The sequence below is a fragment of the Chitinimonas arctica genome, assembly GCF_007431345.1.
GTDB lineage: Bacteria > Pseudomonadota > Gammaproteobacteria > Burkholderiales > Chitinimonadaceae > Chitinimonas > Chitinimonas arctica.
The window spans coordinates 4,976,794-4,995,570 of the sequence record NZ_CP041730.1; the positions used below are offsets into that span (position 1 = coordinate 4,976,794).

The 18,777-nt window shown below is 58.8% G+C and carries 17 protein-coding genes; 13 read left to right on the forward strand and 4 right to left on the reverse strand.

Annotated features, from left to right (window positions below; translation table 11 throughout):
- Positions 1-5: 5 nt before the first annotated feature.
- From fliS to FNU76_RS22610, 5 genes are read left to right on the forward strand one after another with little or no spacing between them, the layout of a single operon-like run.
- Complete coding sequence (gene fliS / locus FNU76_RS22590; RefSeq protein ID WP_144280299.1) at positions 6-473, forward strand: flagellar export chaperone FliS; 468 nt, start codon at positions 6-8, stop codon at positions 471-473.
- On the forward strand, positions 466-804 hold the full coding sequence (locus tag FNU76_RS22595) for a flagellar protein FliT (RefSeq protein ID WP_179958251.1): 339 nt from the start codon (positions 466-468) through the stop codon (positions 802-804). The genes fliS and FNU76_RS22595 overlap by 8 nt, the downstream gene beginning before the upstream one ends.
- 45 nt (positions 805-849) lie before the next feature.
- A complete protein-coding gene (locus tag FNU76_RS22600; protein WP_144280301.1) occupies positions 850-1,212 on the forward strand; it encodes a DUF2802 domain-containing protein in 363 nt (120 codons plus the stop codon).
- A gap of 12 nt (positions 1,213-1,224) precedes the next feature.
- The gene (fliK, locus tag FNU76_RS22605) at positions 1,225-2,370 is read left to right on the forward strand and encodes a flagellar hook-length control protein FliK (RefSeq protein ID WP_144280302.1); all 1,146 of its coding nucleotides are present in this window, start codon (positions 1,225-1,227) and stop codon (positions 2,368-2,370) included.
- 1 nt (position 2,371) lies between these two features.
- Positions 2,372-2,683 carry an EscU/YscU/HrcU family type III secretion system export apparatus switch protein gene (locus FNU76_RS22610; protein WP_144280303.1) on the forward strand — a complete coding sequence of 104 codons (312 nt, stop codon included), beginning with the start codon at positions 2,372-2,374 and terminating at the stop codon, positions 2,681-2,683.
- Positions 2,684-2,693: 10 nt separating this feature from the next.
- Here FNU76_RS22610 and FNU76_RS22615 read toward each other — a convergent pair whose 3' ends face one another.
- Positions 2,694-3,194: a hypothetical protein gene (locus FNU76_RS22615; protein ID WP_223879147.1), complete on the reverse strand. Its 501-nt coding sequence runs from the start codon at positions 3,192-3,194 to the stop codon at positions 2,694-2,696.
- A 245-nt stretch (positions 3,195-3,439) separates the two neighbouring features.
- Positions 3,440-3,982 (reverse strand): hypothetical protein, encoded by a 543-nt coding sequence (locus FNU76_RS22620; protein ID WP_144280305.1) that lies wholly within the window; start codon positions 3,980-3,982, stop codon positions 3,440-3,442.
- A gap of 680 nt (positions 3,983-4,662) precedes the next feature.
- On the opposite strand from FNU76_RS22620, the gene FNU76_RS22625 reads away from it, so the two are divergent.
- The 3 genes from FNU76_RS22625 (at position 4,663) to FNU76_RS25100 (ending at position 7,418) form a co-directional block, all read left to right on the forward strand.
- Positions 4,663-6,261 carry a flagellin N-terminal helical domain-containing protein gene (locus FNU76_RS22625; protein ID WP_308418580.1) on the forward strand — a complete coding sequence of 533 codons (1,599 nt, stop codon included), beginning with the start codon at positions 4,663-4,665 and terminating at the stop codon, positions 6,259-6,261.
- Between the two features lie 303 nt (positions 6,262-6,564).
- Entirely contained in the window at positions 6,565-6,843 is a 279-nt protein-coding gene (locus tag FNU76_RS22630) for a type II toxin-antitoxin system HigB family toxin (RefSeq protein ID WP_308418581.1), read from the forward strand.
- Between the two features lie 2 nt (positions 6,844-6,845).
- Positions 6,846-7,418 (forward strand): helix-turn-helix domain-containing protein, encoded by a 573-nt coding sequence (locus tag FNU76_RS25100; protein ID WP_308418582.1) that lies wholly within the window; start codon positions 6,846-6,848, stop codon positions 7,416-7,418.
- Between the two features lie 163 nt (positions 7,419-7,581).
- Here FNU76_RS25100 and FNU76_RS22640 read toward each other — a convergent pair whose 3' ends face one another.
- Positions 7,582-8,427 carry a 23S rRNA (adenine(2030)-N(6))-methyltransferase RlmJ gene (locus FNU76_RS22640; RefSeq protein WP_144280307.1) on the reverse strand — a complete coding sequence of 282 codons (846 nt, stop codon included), beginning with the start codon at positions 8,425-8,427 and terminating at the stop codon, positions 7,582-7,584.
- 129 nt (positions 8,428-8,556) lie between these two features.
- Between FNU76_RS22640 and cysD the strand changes: the two genes are divergently transcribed.
- The 5 genes from cysD (at position 8,557) to FNU76_RS22665 (ending at position 15,154) form a co-directional block, all read left to right on the forward strand.
- A complete protein-coding gene (gene cysD, locus FNU76_RS22645; RefSeq protein WP_223879385.1) occupies positions 8,557-9,534 on the forward strand; it encodes a sulfate adenylyltransferase subunit CysD in 978 nt (325 codons plus the stop codon).
- Positions 9,534-10,964: a sulfate adenylyltransferase subunit CysN gene (gene cysN / locus FNU76_RS22650; protein WP_144280309.1), complete on the forward strand. Its 1,431-nt coding sequence runs from the start codon at positions 9,534-9,536 to the stop codon at positions 10,962-10,964. Before cysD ends, cysN begins: the two co-directional genes overlap by 1 nt.
- A 274-nt stretch (positions 10,965-11,238) precedes the next feature.
- The gene (locus FNU76_RS25345) at positions 11,239-11,529 is read left to right on the forward strand and encodes a type II toxin-antitoxin system Phd/YefM family antitoxin (protein ID WP_144280310.1); all 291 of its coding nucleotides are present in this window, start codon (positions 11,239-11,241) and stop codon (positions 11,527-11,529) included.
- Positions 11,530-11,630: 101 nt separating this feature from the next.
- A complete protein-coding gene (locus FNU76_RS22660; RefSeq protein WP_144280311.1) occupies positions 11,631-13,709 on the forward strand; it encodes a RecQ family ATP-dependent DNA helicase in 2,079 nt (692 codons plus the stop codon).
- Positions 13,706-15,154, forward strand: a complete 1,449-nt coding sequence (locus tag FNU76_RS22665; protein ID WP_144280312.1) for a DNA-processing protein DprA — start codon at positions 13,706-13,708, stop codon at positions 15,152-15,154. The genes FNU76_RS22660 and FNU76_RS22665 overlap by 4 nt, the downstream gene beginning before the upstream one ends.
- Positions 15,155-15,308: 154 nt before the next feature.
- Here the strand turns inward: FNU76_RS22665 and dnaE are convergent, their stop codons facing one another.
- Positions 15,309-18,737 carry a DNA polymerase III subunit alpha gene (gene dnaE / locus FNU76_RS22670; RefSeq protein WP_144280313.1) on the reverse strand — a complete coding sequence of 1,143 codons (3,429 nt, stop codon included), beginning with the start codon at positions 18,735-18,737 and terminating at the stop codon, positions 15,309-15,311.
- Positions 18,738-18,777: the final 40 nt, after the last annotated feature.

The window sequence follows — 18,777 nt, forward strand, 5'->3', positions numbered from 1 at the left end:
TCGATATGGCCAGCAATATCAAGAACGCATTGAACGCCTACGGGCAGAGCAGCATCGAGCTGGAGGTGGAGCATGCCTCGCCGCACAAGCTGATCAGCATGTTGTACGAAGGCGCCTTGAAAGCGATATTCCTGGCCAAGGCGCATATGCAGAATCGAGAAATCGGTCCGAAAGGGGTGGCGATCTCCAAGGCAATTGCCATAATTGAAGAGGGACTGCGGGTCAGCCTGGACGTGGGCAAGAGCGGCGAGATCGCCGGCAACCTCGACACCCTCTACGACTATATGAGCCGCCGCTTGTTCGATGCTAATCTGAACAATGACCTAGCGGCCCTGGAAGAAGTACAGGGGCTGCTGTCGCAATTGAGGGAAGCCTGGGAGTCGATAGAGAAGCCGCAAGCGACGCTCGGTACGCCCACCGAAGAACCAACACAGCACGCTGATCGGAAGCCCCTGAGTTATGGCCGTGTCTGAACTCGCACAGTGGCAGGAATTGCATGTGGCGCTGCATAAGATCACCTTGGCGCTGTTACAGCTTGCCAGGCAGGAAGCCTGGGATGAATTGCTCGAAGCGGTACCCCAGCAGCAGGCTGCATTGCAAAGGCTGGAGTCCAGCCCGGTGCCCGTTGGCGTGGAGACCGAGCTGGCCAAGCAAATGGTCGCGCTGATTCAGGAAACCGATGGTGCCAATCAAGAAGTCGTGGCGCGTTTGGCCGCATGGCGAGGCGAAGTTTCGACTATTCTGGAGGAAATCGACCAAACCCGGGTCAATGGCAAAAAATTGGTCCGAGCTTATGGTGCTTAGCGCGTTTCACTAAGCAGCAGCAAGCTATCGTAGAGGCTTTCAGACATGAATGGCTTATTGATGCAAGGCTGGCAGTGGCTGCTGCCGGTTTCCCTCACCCTGGTGGCGCTCGCATTGATACTGCTTTGGCGGCAAGCCCGCCAGTTCAAGTCCGGCGATGAGCTGTCGCAGCGGCTGGAATTGCTGGAAGACCAGTTGTCCGCCTTGCGACGGGAGTTGGCCGGCCTGCGCGAGACGGAACCGAAAATCCGTCCGCCCGAACAAGCCCCTCAAGAAACAGCTTATTCCCAAGCCATGCGGCTGGCGCAGCAAGGTTTGGACTCATCGGCCGTGGCGCTCGGCTGCGGCATTTCCCGTGGCGAGGCCGAGCTGATCGTAGCGCTGTACCGGGCCGCGCCGCGCCTGTGAGGCGGACCGGCAATGATCCCAGCCAACGCACTCGTCGCCCAGCTACAAAGCTATGTCAAACCCAGCGATCTGCCCTTGGTCCAGGTGGTCGATGCGGTCCAGGAGATCCAGCAGCTTTTCACGGTGGGCGAGCAGGTAAGGGCGACCGTTACCGGTCAACTAACCAGCGGCCGATTCGCCGTGCTGGTCAAGGAACAGCTGCTCGATCTCAACCTGCCTCGCAATACCCAGCCCGGCGAATCCTTCGATATGCGGGTGCTGGGCAACACCCCCCGCCTGACATTTTTGTTGCCGCGCCAGCAGGGCATGGGCGACGTGCCCTTGCCGCCACCGCCCAAGGATGGCTCCACCGCTGTCGAACTGAGCGAAACGGCTCGTTTTCTGGGCGGCTTGCTGGCCGAGGCCGCCGAAGAACCCGCCCAGGCTAGTTTATTGACGCGTAACGCTGCATTGCTGAGCGCGGGCGAAGGCATCAACACACCCAAATTGGCCGATACCCTCAAGCAGGTGCTGAGTGAAAGCGGGCTGTTCTATGAGTCGCACCTGGCCGAATGGACCGATGGCGAGCGGACCTTGGCACAGCTGTTGAAGGAGCCGCCGGCCAATTGGAGCGACCCGGCAAGAACCGGCAAGGCGGCCAATTCTGCCGGTGCCTTGCCGCGTGAGCGGCTGGATGGCGGCGTCGGCCAGAATATGCAAATGGCGGCCGGGACGGATGAAACCGAAGCGGTGCGGACGGAGCAGTTGGCGGTTGAACGAAGCCTGCGAGAGCTGGAGAATATGCCTAGCTCGGCACGGCAACTGGTACAGCAGCAGCTGCAGTTGCTGGATCAGCGGCACCTGGTCTGGATGGGCCAGGCCTGGCCGGGCCAACCCTTGCGCTGGGAGGTGGAGGAGGAAGGCCGTCGCGACAGCGAAGAACCCGATGCCCCTACCGTCTGGCGCACACGCCTGCGGCTGACCCTGCCGAACCTGGGCGAAGTGGATGTGCTGGTGAGCCTGATGGACCGTAAACAGGTCGATGTGGGCTTTCGCGTGACCGACCCGGAAACGGCCGACCGCATCAGGACGGAACAGCACCGTCTGCAAGCCCAGCTGGATGCCGCCGGCCTGCAGCTGAGCGGCAACCAGGTCGCCGTCGTGAGCGGGAAGGGCTGATATGGCCGCCCCGCCACGGCGTCCGCCCCAGCCGCAAGCCGTTGCCCTGGCCTATCGCGAGGGGGCCAACGCGCCTACCGTGGTAGCGAAGGGGCGTGGACTGGTGGCCGGGACCATTATCGAAAAAGCCCGCGAAGCCGGCGTATTCGTGCACGAGTCGCCCGAATTGGTCGCCCTGTTGATGCAGGTGGATCTGGATCAGCATATTCCGCCTGAACTCTATCGTGCGGTGGCGGAGCTGCTGGCCTTTATACACTTCCTGGAACAGGGCGCGGAGGCGCAGGCGCCGGTGTTTGAATTGCCGCGTGCGTGAGCACTATGGCTTAAACAATATGCGCACTCAGGTTTCTGGCGTGACGTTTCGCATTATAGAGCGTCTCCAATTTTGTCATGTATTGATTGTGAGACCTGTTTTCCTCCTCAACTGCCGCGTTGAAATCCACTTCATTTTGTATATATTGCTTTTCCAGCCTATCTATATTCGCATTCAACCGTGCGACTTGCTCTTTCAGTGATTCGCAGTCTTCTTGCAGGGACTTCTCAAGTACATCTGCTTGTTTTGGCTCTTTTTCAAGTTTTTCCCAGTCCGGGGAAGGCCGCTTCCCCAGGCTGGGAGTGGGAGTGGCTGCAGCCGAAGGATTGAAAATATTCCTTGGTTTGGGTATATAATTTGGATTTTCACGAAATGCCATCACGTTATTATATGTCAGTGTGATGTATTTCTCGGTCGGGCCGTGGTCATGCACCCTTTTAACTAATCTTAAAGGTTGATTGCAATAATTGGTTGGGCTGCAAGAGTTTGTTGAAATAGAGGCAATGTTCATTATTAAAACCTTTAAAAATAAATTAATATAAAATAAAATTGGCACTATTGAATTTTTCAGCAAGCGCCAGTTTCATTGGTCCACTGATATGCGGCGAAGTTCCCGGTAGGCGTTGGGTTTCGTAGCGTCCCGCCGGATGACCGCGAAGCCGATGTATTCGTGCACGAGTCGCCAAGCGGGCCACTTTTGATATGAGTGGATATGGAATAGTATATTCCGCCTGAACGCCACCGTGCCCGGCGGAACTACTGGCCTTTTTCCGTTACCGGATGAAGGCGCCAATGCGCACGCTCTGGTGATTGATTTGCCGGACGGCTGAGCGTCGTGCGTTTATCCTCCTTCTGTATGGGGCGATATTCTTGCTGCAGCAGCCCGGACACAACCGTGAGATGCTGCGCGTGTATCTTCTTAAGCTGCTGAAGCTGCGTGTGATAATCAGATTTATTTTCTTCACGGCGGTTTCGTGATTTTTTTTCTGCCTCGGTCAATGCCCCAACTTGCTTTTTTAGTGCGTCCAATTTTTCTTTTAGCCGCTTCACCGCATTTTCTTGCTCTTGCTTGTCCATTTTTTCAACATTTGCCGGAGCTTGGTCCGGCGGAGTGCCAGGCTCGCCGGTACCGGCTGCGGGGTTGGCAGCGATTGTGTTAATTGGCAGAGGTGTTTCGACCGAACTGATTTTACCTATCGATACTTCAAACACTTCCAGTCCGCCGGGGTCGTGATTATTTTTTTTAAAAGGATCTTCGGGAAATTTGTTAGGGTCGAATTTGGTTGTGGTGGTTTCCATTGTCAGGTCCTTCCATGATATAGAATCATGCATTTAAATTAATAGGATGCAAAAAAACTGAAAAATACTGGCGCCCATTTTTCTCGCATAAGCGCCAGTTTGCTTGGGCCGACCCCATGAGCTTCGGTTCCCAGCAAGCGATCGATTCCGTGGTGTCCCGCCGGGTGACCGGCAATCCCTGCCACGATGCTTGCCGGTCACCCTGCGCGATGGGCAGTCCTTGCCGCTTGCGCGGCGATCCGGGTGAATTTCTCTCTTTTTCTCTGCCGAATCAGGCTGTTCTGACCAATTTCCACCGCTTACGCGCCATTTTTCGCGCTGGCACACCCTTTGCATATAGTCACCCGTCCCAACCGTCTAGCGGACTCCGGCAATCGCAGTAGGCCGGAACGCAAGACCGAAACGATTACAGGCGTTTCGCCACCGGGCCGCAGCGTCGGCCAGGCAGGGATGGGACAGGGATACGCAGAAGGATGGGCCAAATCTACGCGAAAGCGAACGGCTCCTCCCGTGCCGGATGGAGAGAATCCACGGCGTGCGGTCTTTGGCAGTCGGTTTGTTGCCCGGGGGCATGGGTGGCAACCGTGGGGAAGCGCAGGCGATCGACGCGACGCTTCCATTCGGTGATCGAGTTTGACCGCGTCCTGCTACCCAGGGCACACGGCAAAAGGAGAGTAATCATGCAAGTCATCAACACCAATATTCCGTCGCTGAACGCGCAACGGAACCTGGACAACTCGGCCCAGGGCCTGTCCACTTCCCTGCAGCGCCTTTCATCCGGGCTGCGCATCAATTCCGCCAAGGACGATGCCGCCGGGCTGGCCATCTCGGAGCGCTTCAGCGCCCAGATTCGCGGCGGCCAACAAGCCTTGCGCAATGCCAACGACGGCGTTTCGCTGGCTCAGGTGGGTGAGGGTGCCTTGCAGCAGATGGGCGACATCCTGCAACGGGTGCGCGAACTGTCGGTGCAATCGGCCAATGCCACCAACTCCGCCGGCGACCGGGCGGCACTGAACTCGGAAGTGACCCAGTTGGTCGCCGAGCTGGACCGTTTCGCCGTCTCGACCGACTTCAACGGCCTCAAACTGTTCGATGGCACCTTCGGCACCTCGATCTACCAGATCGGCGCCAATGCCAACCAGACCATTACCGCGACCACCCACAATCTGCGCACCACCAACTACGGTACGCAGCAGGTCGGCAATTTCCAGACCGCGACCTATGCGACCACCGGTACCGGCCTGACCACCGCCGGCATCCAGATGACCAGCGGCACGGTGGTGTCGGGCATCCTGGCCAATCCCGTGCTGTCCATCAATGGCGGCAACGGCTCGGCGGCCATCAACACCATCAATAGCGGATCGTCGGCGCGCGATGTGGCGGCAGCCATCAATGGCGTCGGCAATACCGGCGTGCGGGCGACGGCGCGCACGGTGGCCACCATCGCCTTTACCGGCGTGACCGGCCAGTCCTATTCCCTGAATGTGACGGGCGCCAACACCAATACAGTCAATATCAACTTCACGATCTCCGATCCGCGCACGGCCCAAGGCTTGTCGGATGTGCTGACCGCGTTCAATGACAAGGCTTCCCAGACCGGCATCACCGCCCGCCTGAACAGTGACAACACCGGGATCGTGCTGACCGCCGATGACGGTAGCGACATCCTGCTGCAGACAGCGGCCAATACGGTCAGCGGCGGTATCAGCCTGTCGGGTGCGAACGGCAATACCATTTCGATTTCGGCGCAGGGTTCGGGCGCCGGCACCACGGCGGGCGCGGGGGCTTCGGGCAATATCCTGCGCATAGGCGGCCAGGTGACGCTGGATTCGGATAAGTCGTACTCGATGATCACCAGCGGCTTCAGCTTTACCAGCGGGACGGTGGCGACCTCGGGTTCGGGCATAGCCGGTACATCCGGTCTGGCGGTGGTGTCCGGCGCGGTCGTCGCATCCACGCTGCAATCGGTCTCCACGCTGGATATCAGCACCTTCGACAACGCCACCCGGGCCTTGCGCATCATCGATAGCGCGCTGACGACGGTAACCAGCCAGCGCGCCGCCTTCGGTGCCCTGCAAAGCCGCTTCGCCGCCACCATCGCCAACTTGCAGGTCAACACCGAAAACCTCACGGCCTCGCGCTCCCGCATCCGTGACGCGGACTTCGCCCAGGAAACCGCCAACCTGACCCGGGCGCAAATTCTTCAACAAGCGGGAACGGCCATGCTGGCGCAAGCCAATGCCCTTCCCAATCAGGTCCTGTCACTGCTGCGTAGTTAAGCCCCCGGATACTGTGCAGCAGTCTTTCAAGCCAGCGGCTCGCGCCGCTGGTTTTTTTGCGTGTACACCCAGCATGGGCAACTCCTGCGGGTACGAATATCGCCGTATCACGACACGCATATCATTAACTACTTGCACCACTCGGTACGGATCCGCATGTAGCGTGGTCTTGCCGGGGTCGGACAATCTGGCCGCTCCAATGCTGACTCCCGGAATGGGACTATTTACTGGGGTAGCGGCTAGGACTTGTCCCAAATTGGGACTATGATTCAACTTATGCGAGTCATCAAACGCCCTCCGCTTATGCAATTCGGACAACGTCACCCCGCCGCCAAGCAGCCCCTACTGGCGTGGTACGAGGAAGTCAGCAAGGCAGCGTGGCAATCGCCGCAGGACATCAAGAATAGCTACGCCTCGGCTAGCTTCGTAGGCAACAACCGGGTGGTGTTCAACATCAAAGGAAATGACTACCGACTGATTGTTGCTGTGGCTTACCGAATCAGTGCGGTCTACATCAAGTTCATCGGCACCCATGCCGAGTACGACAAGATCGACGCCGCTACTGTAGATATGGAGTATTGAACATGGATATCCGACCGATCCGTACCGATGCGGACTATCAAGCAGCGATCAAGCTGGTTTCGGCCTACTTCGACGCAGAGCCCGAGCCGGGCACGGAAGAGGCCGATCACTTCGAGGTGCTGGTGACCTTGGTACATGCCTATGAAGATGTCCACTTCCCGGTAGAGTCGCCTGATCCCATCGAAGCTATAAAGTTCCGGATGGATCAGCTCGGCATGTCGAACAAGGATCTGGAGCCGTTCATTGGCAAGCCAAACCGTGTTTCCGAGGTGCTCAATCGTAGGCGAGGCCTCAGCCTGAACATGATCCGGAAGCTGCGCGATGCACTGAGAATTCCAGCTGATAGCCTGCTAGGTACGGTTGTTTGCTGCAGCGCGACCAAGACGGCAAGCGCCAAGGGCGCCTTGGCCCATTCCAAGACCAAGAAGGTCAGTGCCGATACCAAAGTTAAGATTGCCCGCTTCAAGGCAAAGAAGGGCCGTTTCAATTCCAATTCCAAGTCAGCAGCAGATGCAACAGGAGAGGCGGCCGTAAGTACCGAGGCGCCCCGAAAACTAAGTCGAGCTACAGGGTAGGCGCTGTTTGAAGCAAACAGCGGGGCGCTGATGACACCCTATTCAATACACATCCTATCCAGTCCTGCCAACGGCCGGACAACCTGACGGCAAAGCACAATGCTTAACCGCGCTTCCGTACCGTTGCCCCGATTTTCTCGGCGAATTGTCCCGCCAATTCGCGTTAACCTGCCATTTGCTCCAATTGAAAGCTGGCACCTGCATCGAGAGCCAATGCATCGCACAAGTAGGGCAGGGTGTCCTGCAGTTCCAGGTGCAGCAACCAGGGTGGGTTGAGGATAAACAAACCACTGCCGTGCATGCCGAACCCATCCGCGCTGGGGCTCTGCACCGTGAGGCTGACATGCATCCAGCTCTTCACCGGCAATTGCTTGAGCATTTGCGGCAATTGGCGCGATTCGGCCCTTTGCAGAATGGGGTACCAGACCGCGTAGACACCGGTTGCAAAGCGGACCAAGGCATCGTCCAGCGAATCGACCACGCGTTGATAATCCTGCTTGTCTTCGTAGGGCGGGTCGATCAGGGTCAGGGCGCGCCGCGGCGGTGGCGGCAGCAAGGCCTTGAGGCCGGCGAAGGCGTCGCCCTTGGCCACCTTGGCGCGGCGGCCGGCGCGGGCCATATTCTGTTCCAGCAGCGGAAAGTCGGTCGGGTGCAGCTCGAACAGGCGCAGCCTGTCCTCGGCCCGCAACAGCGGCAGGGCGACCAGCGGCGAACCCGGGTAGAGGCGCATTTGTCCATCCGGATTCAAGGCCTTTACCAGGTCCACGTAGGCGGCCAAGCCTTCCGGCAAGTCCTGCCGATGCCACAGGCGGCCAATGCCGTTGAGGTATTCGGCATTCTTGGCCGCATAGCCGATATCCAGCTGGTAGCAGCCGGCGCCGGCATGGGTATCGATATACCAGTAGGGCTTATCCTTCTGGTTGAGGTAATCGAGTAGGCGGGTCAGCACATAGTGCTTGAGTACGTCGGCGTGATTGCCGGCGTGGAAGGCGTGACGATAGCTGAGCATGGCGGGTCGCGTATTGGCGTAAGCCTGGATTTTACCCGTTGCCGGTCCAGTGCGCCCGGTCCATATGCTAGCTAACTATCCATATAGCGATTCGGTTTTTCTACCGGCACGGGGCATCTGGTAAAACGTCTGTCTGCCGGGGACTTTTCCTGCCGGCATTTACCGACATCAAGCGACCGAAGAATGACCCAGCCTTCCGATTTCCGGCTCACGCACCTCAAGCAGCTTGAAGCCGAGTCCATCCATATCATCCGCGAAGTGGCGGCCGAGTTCGACAATCCGGTGATGTTGTACTCCATCGGCAAGGATTCGGCGGTGATGTTGCACCTGGCGCTCAAGGCCTTTGCCCCCGGCAAGCTGCCTTTTCCGCTGCTGCATGTCGATACCACCTGGAAATTCCAGGAGATGATCCGTTTTCGCGACCAGATGGCGCGCAAGTACGGTTTCGACCTGCTGGTGCATATCAATGAGCAAGGGGTGGCAGCCGGCATCAACCCCTTCGACTCGGGCAGCGCCAAGCATACCGACGTGATGAAGACCGAGGGGCTGAAGCAGGCGCTGAACAAATGGCAGTTCGATGCCGCTTTCGGCGGCGCGCGCCGCGACGAGGAAAAATCCCGAGCCAAGGAACGGGTCTATTCCTTCCGCGACCGCAATCATCGCTGGGACCCCAAGAGCCAGCGCCCCGAGCTGTGGAATATCTACAACGCCCGTATCGACAAGGGCGAGAGCATACGGGTGTTTCCGCTGTCGAACTGGACCGAGCTGGATATCTGGCAGTACATCTATCTGGAGAATATCGAGATCGTGCCGCTTTACTTCGCCGCCGAACGGCCGGTGGTGGAACGGGACGGCACCCTGCTGATGGTGGATGACGATCGGATACTCAAACACCTGCGCCCCGGCGAAAAGGTCGAAAACCGCCGGGTACGTTTCCGCACCCTGGGTTGCTACCCCCTGACCGGCGCGGTCGAGTCGGCGGCGGCCACCTTGCCGGAAATCATTCAGGAAATGTTGTTGACCAAGACCAGCGAGCGGCAAGGCCGCATGATCGACCACGACTCGTCCGGTTCGATGGAAAAGAAGAAGATGGAAGGGTATTTCTGATGTCGCACCAATCCGAACTGATCGCCGGCGACATCCTGGGCTATCTGAAACAGCACGAGAACAAGGATCTGCTGCGCTTTATCACCTGCGGCAATGTCGATGACGGCAAGTCCACCCTGATCGGCCGCCTGCTGCACGACTCCAAGCTGATCTTCGAAGACCAGTTGGCCGCCATCCAGCGCGATTCGAAGAAGTACAACACCACTGACGAAGAGATCGATCTGGCGCTGCTGGTCGACGGCCTGCAAGCCGAGCGCGAGCAGGGCATTACCATCGATGTCGCTTATCGCTACTTCAGCACCGACAGGCGCAAATTCATCATTGCCGATTGCCCGGGCCATGAGCAGTACACGCGCAATATGGCGACCGGTGCATCCACCTGCAACCTGGCCATTATCCTGATCGATGCCCGCCGCGGCGTGCAGACGCAGACCAAGCGGCACAGCTTTATCGTCAGCCTGCTGGGCATACGCCACGTTATCGTGGCCATCAACAAGATGGACCTGGTGGATTTCGACGAGGGCGTCTACGAGCGGATCCGCGAAGAGTACCTGGGCTTTGCCGGGCAATTGGCGATCCCCGATATCCGCTTCGTGCCGATCTCGGCCTTGCGCGGCGACAATGTCGTCAGCGCCAGCGAACGCGCCGGCTGGTACGGCGGCCCAACCTTGATGGAATTGCTGGAAACCATCGAAGTCGACCACGATGTGCCGCTCAATGCCTTCCGCCTGCCGGTGCAATACGTGAACCGGCCCAATCTGGATTTCCGTGGCTTTTGCGGCACGATTGCCGCCGGCTCGATCAAGCCGGGCGACAGCGTGCTGGTCTTGCCTTCCGGCAAGCAAAGCCGGGTCAAGGCCATCGTCGATTTCTCCGGCGAGCAGCCGCGCGCCCAGGCCGGCCAAGCGATTACGCTGACGCTGGAAGACGAAATCGATATTTCGCGCGGCGATATGCTGGTCAAGCCGAGCGAGCCGGCGCCGCATGTATCGTCGGTGCTCGATGCCCATATCGTCTGGATGAACGAGCAGCCGCTGCTGCCAGGCAAGGAATACGCGTTCAAGCTGGCCGGCAAGCAGGTGTTCGGCCGCGTCGAGCGCATTCTGCACCGCGTCGATGTGAATTCGCTGGCCGAATCGGAAGCGGCGCAATTGGGGCTGAACGAGATTGGACTGTGCCGCATCGCCTTGAATGCGCCGGTGGTATTCGACGCTTATCGCGATTGCAGAGGCAGTGGCAATTTCATCGTTATCGATCGGCTCAGCAATGCTACCGCCGGCGCGGGCATGATACAGGCGGCCGCTGCGGCGGATGGCAGGCAGACGGATGCCGATGAACTGGCGCGGCTACGGGGCTTCGAACTGGAACTGAATGCGCTGGTGCGGAAGTATTTCCCGCATTGGGAGGCGCGGGACGTAGGGCGGGAGTAACACTGTGTCGGAGTGAAGGGGACTTCTAGTCCTGCCAACCTAAAGATCATTTGCCTGAAATATTGGGCATTAAGCCTTTATATGGCCAGTGCTGACAAGTGCAGTGGTCACGAAGAGGCCGCGGCTTAGCTACTGGTTAACGGCGGTCTGTTTTCCCAACCCGTAAAGCGCCTGTTCTAAGCACGGAAGGTAAGGAAAACGCAGCACTTCCTCTTGAAGGCATGAGTCCAAGCGACTATTCCAGTCAGGCTGACTGGAATTTCCGAGGTGGCGCATGGACAAAACAAGATCGGACACATCTCCACAGCAAGGCTACTGGGTACTACAGGAAGCCAAAGAACGTTTCAGTGAGCTGGTGCGCCGCGTGCATAGTGAAGGGCCCCAGCGTGTCATTGTGCATGGTCGCGATGAGGTAGTTGTCGTTGCTGCCGAGGAATACCGCCGCCTGCAATACGGTCGGACGGGAGGTGACCTGATCGAGGCCATCCAGGCCTCTCCTTACCGCGACCTGGAGCTCAACCTGCCACATGCACCATCTATGCTTGTTAGGGGTAGAGAACTGTGATTGGCTACCTTCTCTACACCATGTCATCTCGGAGCTAAGAAGACTTCATCCTGATTAGCATGAGTCGCAGCCCAGCCGCCTACGACACAGGGAGGCATGACATGAACAGTAAAGCTACGCGAGCACTGGAATTACTCCGGATTGGGTCCGGCCGCATTGACGCCGCATTCCGTGAGGGCCAGCAGGAAGCGATTCAGCACGTCGTCGAAGGACGAGGTCGCCTTCTGGTCGTCCAGAAAACTGGCTGGGGCAAGAGCTTTGTGTATTTCATTGCTACCAAGCTTTTGCGTGAGGGCGGGAATGGTCCTACGTTATTGATTTCCCCTCTATTAGCGCTAATGAGAAACCAGATCGCTGCAGCAGAGCGCATGGGTGTTCGCGCTGCAACTATCAATTCCGACAATATTGAAGATTGGACCCTGGTCGAGGAAAAGCTTGCCGGAGGGGCAGTCGACATCCTCTTGATCTCACCCGAGCGCCTGGCTAACGAGCATTTTCGCACGCAAGTCCTGGCCGGCATCGCCGCACAGATCTCGATGCTGGTCATTGACGAGGCCCACTGTATTTCAGACTGGGGTCACGACTTCCGCCCTCACTATCGGTTGCTGGAACGGATTGTCAAAACGCTACCACCTAATCTCCGACTTCTTGCCACCACGGCGACGGCAAACAATCGCGTGATGGATGACCTCAAAGCCGTGCTTGGTCCTAAGTTGGATGTCTTTCGCGGTGACTTGAATCGAACCTCGCTTTCCCTACAAACTATCCGACTGCCGAGTCAGGCGGAGCGTCTTGCTTGGCTGGCAGAGCAGCTTGCCACGCTGCAAGGAAACGGCATCATCTATACGCTGACAGTGCGCGACGCTTACCAAGTCGCTGACTGGCTTAAGACCAAGGGTTTCAATGTGGAACCTTACACCGGGGAAAGTGGCGACCGTCGGGAAGCGCTCGAGCAGGCTCTGCTAAACAACGAGGTCAAGGCGCTAGTAGCCACGACGGCGTTGGGCATGGGTTATGACAAACCCGATCTGGCGTTCGTCGTTCATTACCAAATGCCGGGTTCCGTAGTTGCGTACTACCAGCAAGTTGGACGTGCCGGGCGCGCACTTGACTCCGCCTATGGAGTACTGCTGAGCGGCCAGGAAGATTCCAACATTACGGATTGGTTCATCCGCACTGCTTTTCCTACCCGCCAGGAAGTTAACGTCGTCTTGGCTGCGCTTGAAGAAGAGGAATGCGGCCTATCCGTTCCAGAGTTGCTCAGCCGCGTCAACCTGAGCAAAGGGCGCATTGAGAAGACGATTGCGCTGCTCTCCCTGGAAACACCTGCACCGATCGCCAAGCAGGGCACCAGATGGCAGCTTACTGCGGCCTCATTGAGTGACGGCTTCTGGATGCGAGCCGAGCGGCTCACTACCCTGCGGCGCGAAGAGCACCAGCAAATGCAGGACTACATAAGACTGCCCTTTGGTCAACACATGGGCTTCCTGATTAGTGCGCTGGATGGTGATCCTGATATTGTCACGCAACCTGCGCTTCCCCCGCTGCCTACCGGTGTAAATGAAGCTTTGGTCCGGGATGCGATTGGATTTTTACAGCGTACCAGCTTGCCCATCGAACCCCGAAAAAAGTGGCCTGACGGGGGGATGCCCCAGTATGGTATTAAGGGAATTCTCGCCGCCAACCATCAATCGCAGCCCGGCAAAGCGCTGTGCGTGTGGGGTGACGCCGGTTGGGGTAGCCTTGTCAGGCAAGGCAAGTATGAGGACGGCAAGTTTTCTGATGAATTGGTTGTAGCGTGTAGGAATATGGTTCGAGAATGGAATCCCCAACCCAATCCAACCTGGGTAACATGCATTCCATCGTTGCGTCACCCCGATCTCGTGCCCGGATTTGCGAAGCGCTGGGCTGAAGCGATGGGGCTGCCGTTTCATATGGTCATAATAAAGACAGACAACAGACCCGAACAAAAAACGATGGCGAACAGTACACAGCAAGCCCGCAACATCGATGGTTCGCTGGCATATAATGGTCAGCCTATTCCGCCTGGGCCGGTGATTTTGATTGATGATATGGTAGATTCACGCTGGACGCTAACCGTGGCAGCGTGGTTGCTGCGCCAGAACGGAAGCGGAGAAGTCTGGCCAATGGCACTCTCTCAAGCAGGGCACGACGAATGATGCCCGCCCTGTCACCCAATACCCAGGCAATCTTGCTGCTGACGGCGCCATTGATCGCAGGGCGAAACCCATCCTCTCCGGAGCTCCTGTCGCCCGGTGAGTACAAGCGCCTCGCCCGGCACCTAAGGGAAATACAGCGCCAGCCAGCGGACCTCGTTTTGCCAGATGCGACAGACCTCTTGCACGCCTGCCAGCCAGTGATCGACCATGCTCGGCTGCAGCGGCTATTAGGGCGTGGCTTCCTGCTAAGCCAAGCCATCGAGCGCTGGCAAGCACGAGCAATCTGGGTGATCAGTCGCGCTGATGCAGCGTATCCACGCCGCTTTAAGATGCGTCTGCGCGAAGACGCACCAGCCGTGATCTACGGTTGCGGTGACATCAGCTTGCTGGAATTGGGTGGTCTTGCCGTTGTTGGATCTCGGCATGTGGACGATTCGTTGATCGACCATACCATGGCAGTGGGCCGAATGACCGCCCAGGCTGGACGTGTCCTAGTGTCGGGTGGCGCAAAAGGTGTCGATCAAGCAGCCATGCGCGGCGCGCTGGTAGCGGGTGGCAAAGTCTGTGGCGTCCTGGCAGATAGCCTGGAAAAGACAGTCATGAACCGCGAGCATCGCAACTTACTGCTCGATAGACAACTGGTGCTGATTTCTCCTTACGACCCCAGCGCAGGTTTCAACGTTGGTAATGCTATGCAGCGCAACAAGCTGATCTATGCGCTGGCTGACGCTTCCCTGGTTGTCAGCTCCGATTTGAACAAGGGTGGAACTTGGGCCGGCGCTATCGAGCAGTTAGATAAGCTTAAGTTCGTTCCTGTCTATGTGAGATCAGAGGGTGTGCTTTCTGCCGGTCTCGACGCCCTTCGTGGGCGGGGAGCTTTACTCTGGCCCAATTCGCCAGGTGTCGATGCCTTTGAAAGCGTATTTAACGCCATCACGCTCGCACCGATGTCGCCGCAGTCAGACCTTACGCTGGATTTTAGCAACGAGCCGTCTGACGTTTCGCCCACGCCGCAAGCATGTCCGAAATCACTAGAGGTGGTGGAGAAGCCGAGCGAGGCAGTTTCACCACCAGTCGCTGCTGGAAAGTCGTCAAACTCCCTGCCAACGTATGTCCAGCCCCCGGTAGACGTAACCAATTCGGACGGCGACGTGGCGAAGATTACGTCAACACCCGCCGACACGCTGTTTGCGGCAGTCCGGGAGTTGATCCAAATACTGCTGAAGGCGCCGATGAAAGAAGCAGAGGTGGCGGCTGTGCTGGAAGTCTCGAATGTACAAGCCAAGGTTTGGCTGCAGCGACTCCTTGAAGAAGGGCTAATCGAGAAACAGAAGCAACCAGCAGGCTATGTCATCCGTCATTCCAGTCTCTTTTCGAGCGACCAGGCTGCCATCCCACATCTTGAAAAGTCCGGGCGTAAATCCTCTGATCTGCAACGATGCTGAACAGGTCAGTTGTCAGTGCAGCCCAAGCGCCATGACTTCAAATGTTGTGGAGGCCATGGGAATCGAACCCACACCAGCAAGGTCTGCCACTAGACCGGATTGTATCGATCTTGCGGTTGGATTCGATCAACCCCTATAAGGATTCGGCCCGCTCTTAAAACTGTATCCGCACCGCCTCCTCCCCCAGCCAGCCACGCAACTCCGTCAGCAGCTCATCCCGCAACGTCACCTGCCAGCGTTCACCCAATTGCATCGCGCAACTGGCCCGGGCATTTCGGTACTCCACCCGCACCGGGCAATCACCGCCCGCGTAGGGTTCCAGCAGGTTCTTCAAGCGAATGGCATCGGCCGTGCCGTTGATGCCCAGCGCCAGCGCGCGGGCAAAGCGGCTGCGTGCTTCGGCCAGGTCGAGAATGCGTTCGGCGATGATGCGTAGACCGCCGGCGCCGCTATAGCTGTCTTCGCTGACCTTGGCTTCGATCACCAGCAGGGCGTCGTCGCGCAGCTTGTTGCGGGCGGCTTCGAAGGTTTCGGCATAGACCATGACATCGCGTTTGCAACTGGCGTCGTCCAGGGTGACGAAGGCGATCTTGCCGCGTTGGCTGAGCTTGGTCCTTACCTCCAGCACGACGCCGGTGATCCACTGCGGCTCCTTGCGCGGCGTGATGCGCGCCAGGTCGGTCTTGACGAAGCCCCGTACGAACTTGGCCTGGGCGGTAAAGGGGTGGCCGGACAGAAAGAAGCCGATGGCGAGCTTCTCTTCCGTCAATTGCACGGTCTCGTTCCAGCGCGGCACGTCGGCCAACTGCATCTGGTGCTCCGGTTCCGGCTCGAAGGCATCGAACAGGCCGCCCTGGTTGGCATTGGCGGCCGCCTGTTCGGCCGCCTCCATGGCCAGGCTGACGGTGGCCAGCAGGCTGGCGCGATGGTCGCACAGCGTATCGAACGCACCGGCACGTATCAGCGCTTCGATCACACGGCGGTTGACCAGTCGTTTATCGGTGCGCATGCAGAAGTCGAACAGGTCGCGATAGGGACCGTCCTTCTCGCGCACGGCGACGATATGGTCCACCGCCGCTTCACCGGTGCCCTTGATGGCACCCAAGGCGTAACGGATTTCCCCGCGCGATACCGGCAGGAAGCGGTAAACACTGTGGTTGACGTCGGGCGCCAGGAATACCAGCTTGTTGAGCACGCAGTCGTCGTAGAAGACCTTTAGCTGGTCGGTATTGTCCAATTCGGTGGACATCACCGCCGCCATGTACGCGGAGCAGTGATGGGCCTTGAGCCAGGCGGTATGGTAGGACAGCAGGGCGTAAGCGGCGGCGTGCGATTTGTTGAAGCCGTAGCCGGCGAACTTCTCCATATAGTCGAAGATTTCGTTGGCCTTGGCCTCGCTCAGGCCCTTGCCGCCGGCGCCCTCCACGAACATGGCCCGCTGCTGGACCATTTCGGACAGCAATTTCTTACCCATGGCCCGCCGCAGCAAGTCTGCGCCGCCCAGCGAGTAGCCGCCGCAGACCTGGGCGGCCTGCATCACCTGTTCCTGGTACACCATGATGCCGTAGGTGGGTGCCAGCACCGATTCCAGCAGCGGGTGCAGGTATTCGAAACGTTCGCCATGCATACGGCGGATAAAGTCCGGGATCAGGTCCATCGGACCTGGCCGGTACAGCGCCACGAAGGCGATAATTTCCTCGAACTTGCTGGGCTTGGCCTCCACCAGCATCTTCTTCATGCCGCTGGATTCAAACTGGAACACGGCAGTGGTATTGCCGGCCGCGAACACCTTGTAGGCCAGCTTGTCGTCCAGCGGCAACTTGGCGACATCGACCTCCTCGCCGCTGACCTGCTTGATATAGCGCTGGGCCAGTTCGATGATGGTCAGGTTGCGCAGGCCCAGGAAGTCGAACTTCACCAGGCCGGCCGACTCCACGTCCTTCATATCGTATTGCGAGACCGGCGAGGCATCCTCGCCGCTGGCGATATAGAGCGGGCAGAAATCGGTCAGTTTGCCGGGTGCGATCAGTACGCCGCCGGCATGCATGCCGACGCCCCGGGTCAGGTCCTCCAGCTTTTGTGCCAGTTCGATCAGTTCGCCGGCATCTTCCGCCGCGATCAGCTCGCCGATCTGCGGTTCCATCTCCATCGCCTTGCTCAGCGACAGCGGCTTGTTGGCCTCCAGCGGAATCAGCTTGGAGAGCCGGTCGCACAGGAAGAAGGGCAGGTCCAGCACCCGGCCCACGTCGCGTATCACCGCCTTGGACGACATGGTGCCGAAGGTGACGATCTGGCTGACCGCCTCTTCGCCGTACTTCTTGCGCACGTAGGCAATCACCCGCCAGCGGTTTTCCTGGCAGAAGTCCACGTCGAAGTCGGGCATGGAGACCCGCTCCGGATTGAGGAAGCGCTCGAACAGCAAGGCATAGCGCAGCGGATCGAGATCGGTGATCTTGAGCGAGTAGGCCACCAGCGAGCCGGCACCCGACCCCCGGCCGGGGCCGACCGGACAGCCGTTGGCCTTACCCCAGTTGATAAAGTCCGCCACGATCAGGAAGTAGCCGGGGAAGCCCATCTGGATGATGGTGTCGCATTCGAACTTGAGGCGGGCATCGTACTCGGGCCGCCGTGCCAGGCGTTCCTGCTCGTCGGGAAACAGCTGTATCAAGCGTTCTTCCAGGCCGGTTCGTGCTTCGGCGACCAGGAAGTCGTCCAGCGTCATGCCGTCCGGGGTGGGGAACAACGGCAGGAAGTTCTTGCCCAGCTGGATGGTGACATTGCAGCGCTGGGCAATGCCCACGCTATTGGCCAGAGCTTCCGGAATATCGTGGAACAGGCTGGCCATCTCGTCCGGCGACTTGAAGTATTGCTCCTCGGTATAGAGCTTGGGGCGGCGTTTATCCGCCAGTACATAGCCTTCGGCGATGCAGGTGCGGGCCTCGTGGGCCTTGAAGTCGTCTCGGTCGAAAAACTGGATAGGGTGGGTGGCCACCACCGGCAGATCCAGGCCGGCGGCCAGATCGAGCGCGCCCTGCACGGCGATTTCGCAGCGGGGATCGCCGGTACGCTGCAGCTCCAGGTAGAAGCTGTCGGGAAACTGCTCGGCCCACCAGCCGGCCAGGTTGCTGGCGGCATCGGTATTGCCGTTGAGGATGGCCTGGCCGATATCGCCCAAATGGGCGCCCGAGAGGGCGATCAGCTGGCTGTTGTCGCCATTGGCCAACCATTCGCGCTTGATCTCGGCGCGACCGCGGTATTGGTTGCGGCGGTAGGCCTCGGTGATCAGCTCGCACAGGCGGCCGTAGCCGGCACGGTTCTTGGCGATCAGCAGGGCGCGATAAGGCTTGTCGCGGTCTTCCTCGTTTTCCAGCCAGATGTCCACGCCGGCAATGGGCTTGATGCCACTGCCGCGCGCGGTCTTGTAGTGCTTGATCAGGCCGAACAGATTCATCAGGTCGCTGATGCCCAGCGCGGGCATCTGGTACTGCTTGGCACGCTGCACGGCGGCATCGATCAGCACGATGCCGTCGGTTACGGAATATTCGGTATGGAGGCGAAGATGGATAAAGGCAGGAGACGTCATGGGGCGAATTTTACCCGTCACGGGAGGCGTGCGGGCTGGA

What these genes read in the sequence shown, in the direction of transcription:
- FNU76_RS25345 (WP_144280310.1), top strand. Translation starts at nt 11,239, where the DNA reads ATGGACAAAACAAGATCGGACACATCTCCACAGCAAGGCTACTGGGTA.
- cysN (WP_144280309.1), top strand. Translation starts at nt 9,534, where the DNA reads ATGTCGCACCAATCCGAACTGATCGCCGGCGACATCCTGGGCTATCTG.
- FNU76_RS22640 (WP_144280307.1), bottom strand. Translation starts at nt 8,427, where the DNA reads ATGCTCAGCTATCGTCACGCCTTCCACGCCGGCAATCACGCCGACGTA.
- FNU76_RS22660 (WP_144280311.1), top strand. Translation starts at nt 11,631, where the DNA reads ATGAACAGTAAAGCTACGCGAGCACTGGAATTACTCCGGATTGGGTCC.
- FNU76_RS22620 (WP_144280305.1), bottom strand. Translation starts at nt 3,982, where the DNA reads ATGGAAACCACCACAACCAAATTCGACCCTAACAAATTTCCCGAAGAT.
- FNU76_RS22615 (WP_223879147.1), bottom strand. Translation starts at nt 3,194, where the DNA reads ATGAACATTGCCTCTATTTCAACAAACTCTTGCAGCCCAACCAATTAT.
- FNU76_RS22665 (WP_144280312.1), top strand. Translation starts at nt 13,706, where the DNA reads ATGATGCCCGCCCTGTCACCCAATACCCAGGCAATCTTGCTGCTGACG.
- FNU76_RS22625 (WP_308418580.1), top strand. Translation starts at nt 4,663, where the DNA reads ATGCAAGTCATCAACACCAATATTCCGTCGCTGAACGCGCAACGGAAC.
- fliS (WP_144280299.1), top strand. Translation starts at nt 6, where the DNA reads ATGGCCAGCAATATCAAGAACGCATTGAACGCCTACGGGCAGAGCAGC.
- FNU76_RS25100 (WP_308418582.1), top strand. Translation starts at nt 6,846, where the DNA reads ATGGATATCCGACCGATCCGTACCGATGCGGACTATCAAGCAGCGATC.
- dnaE (WP_144280313.1), bottom strand. Translation starts at nt 18,737, where the DNA reads ATGACGTCTCCTGCCTTTATCCATCTTCGCCTCCATACCGAATATTCC.
- FNU76_RS22600 (WP_144280301.1), top strand. Translation starts at nt 850, where the DNA reads ATGAATGGCTTATTGATGCAAGGCTGGCAGTGGCTGCTGCCGGTTTCC.
- fliK (WP_144280302.1), top strand. Translation starts at nt 1,225, where the DNA reads ATGATCCCAGCCAACGCACTCGTCGCCCAGCTACAAAGCTATGTCAAA.
- FNU76_RS22630 (WP_308418581.1), top strand. Translation starts at nt 6,565, where the DNA reads ATGCAATTCGGACAACGTCACCCCGCCGCCAAGCAGCCCCTACTGGCG.
- FNU76_RS22610 (WP_144280303.1), top strand. Translation starts at nt 2,372, where the DNA reads ATGGCCGCCCCGCCACGGCGTCCGCCCCAGCCGCAAGCCGTTGCCCTG.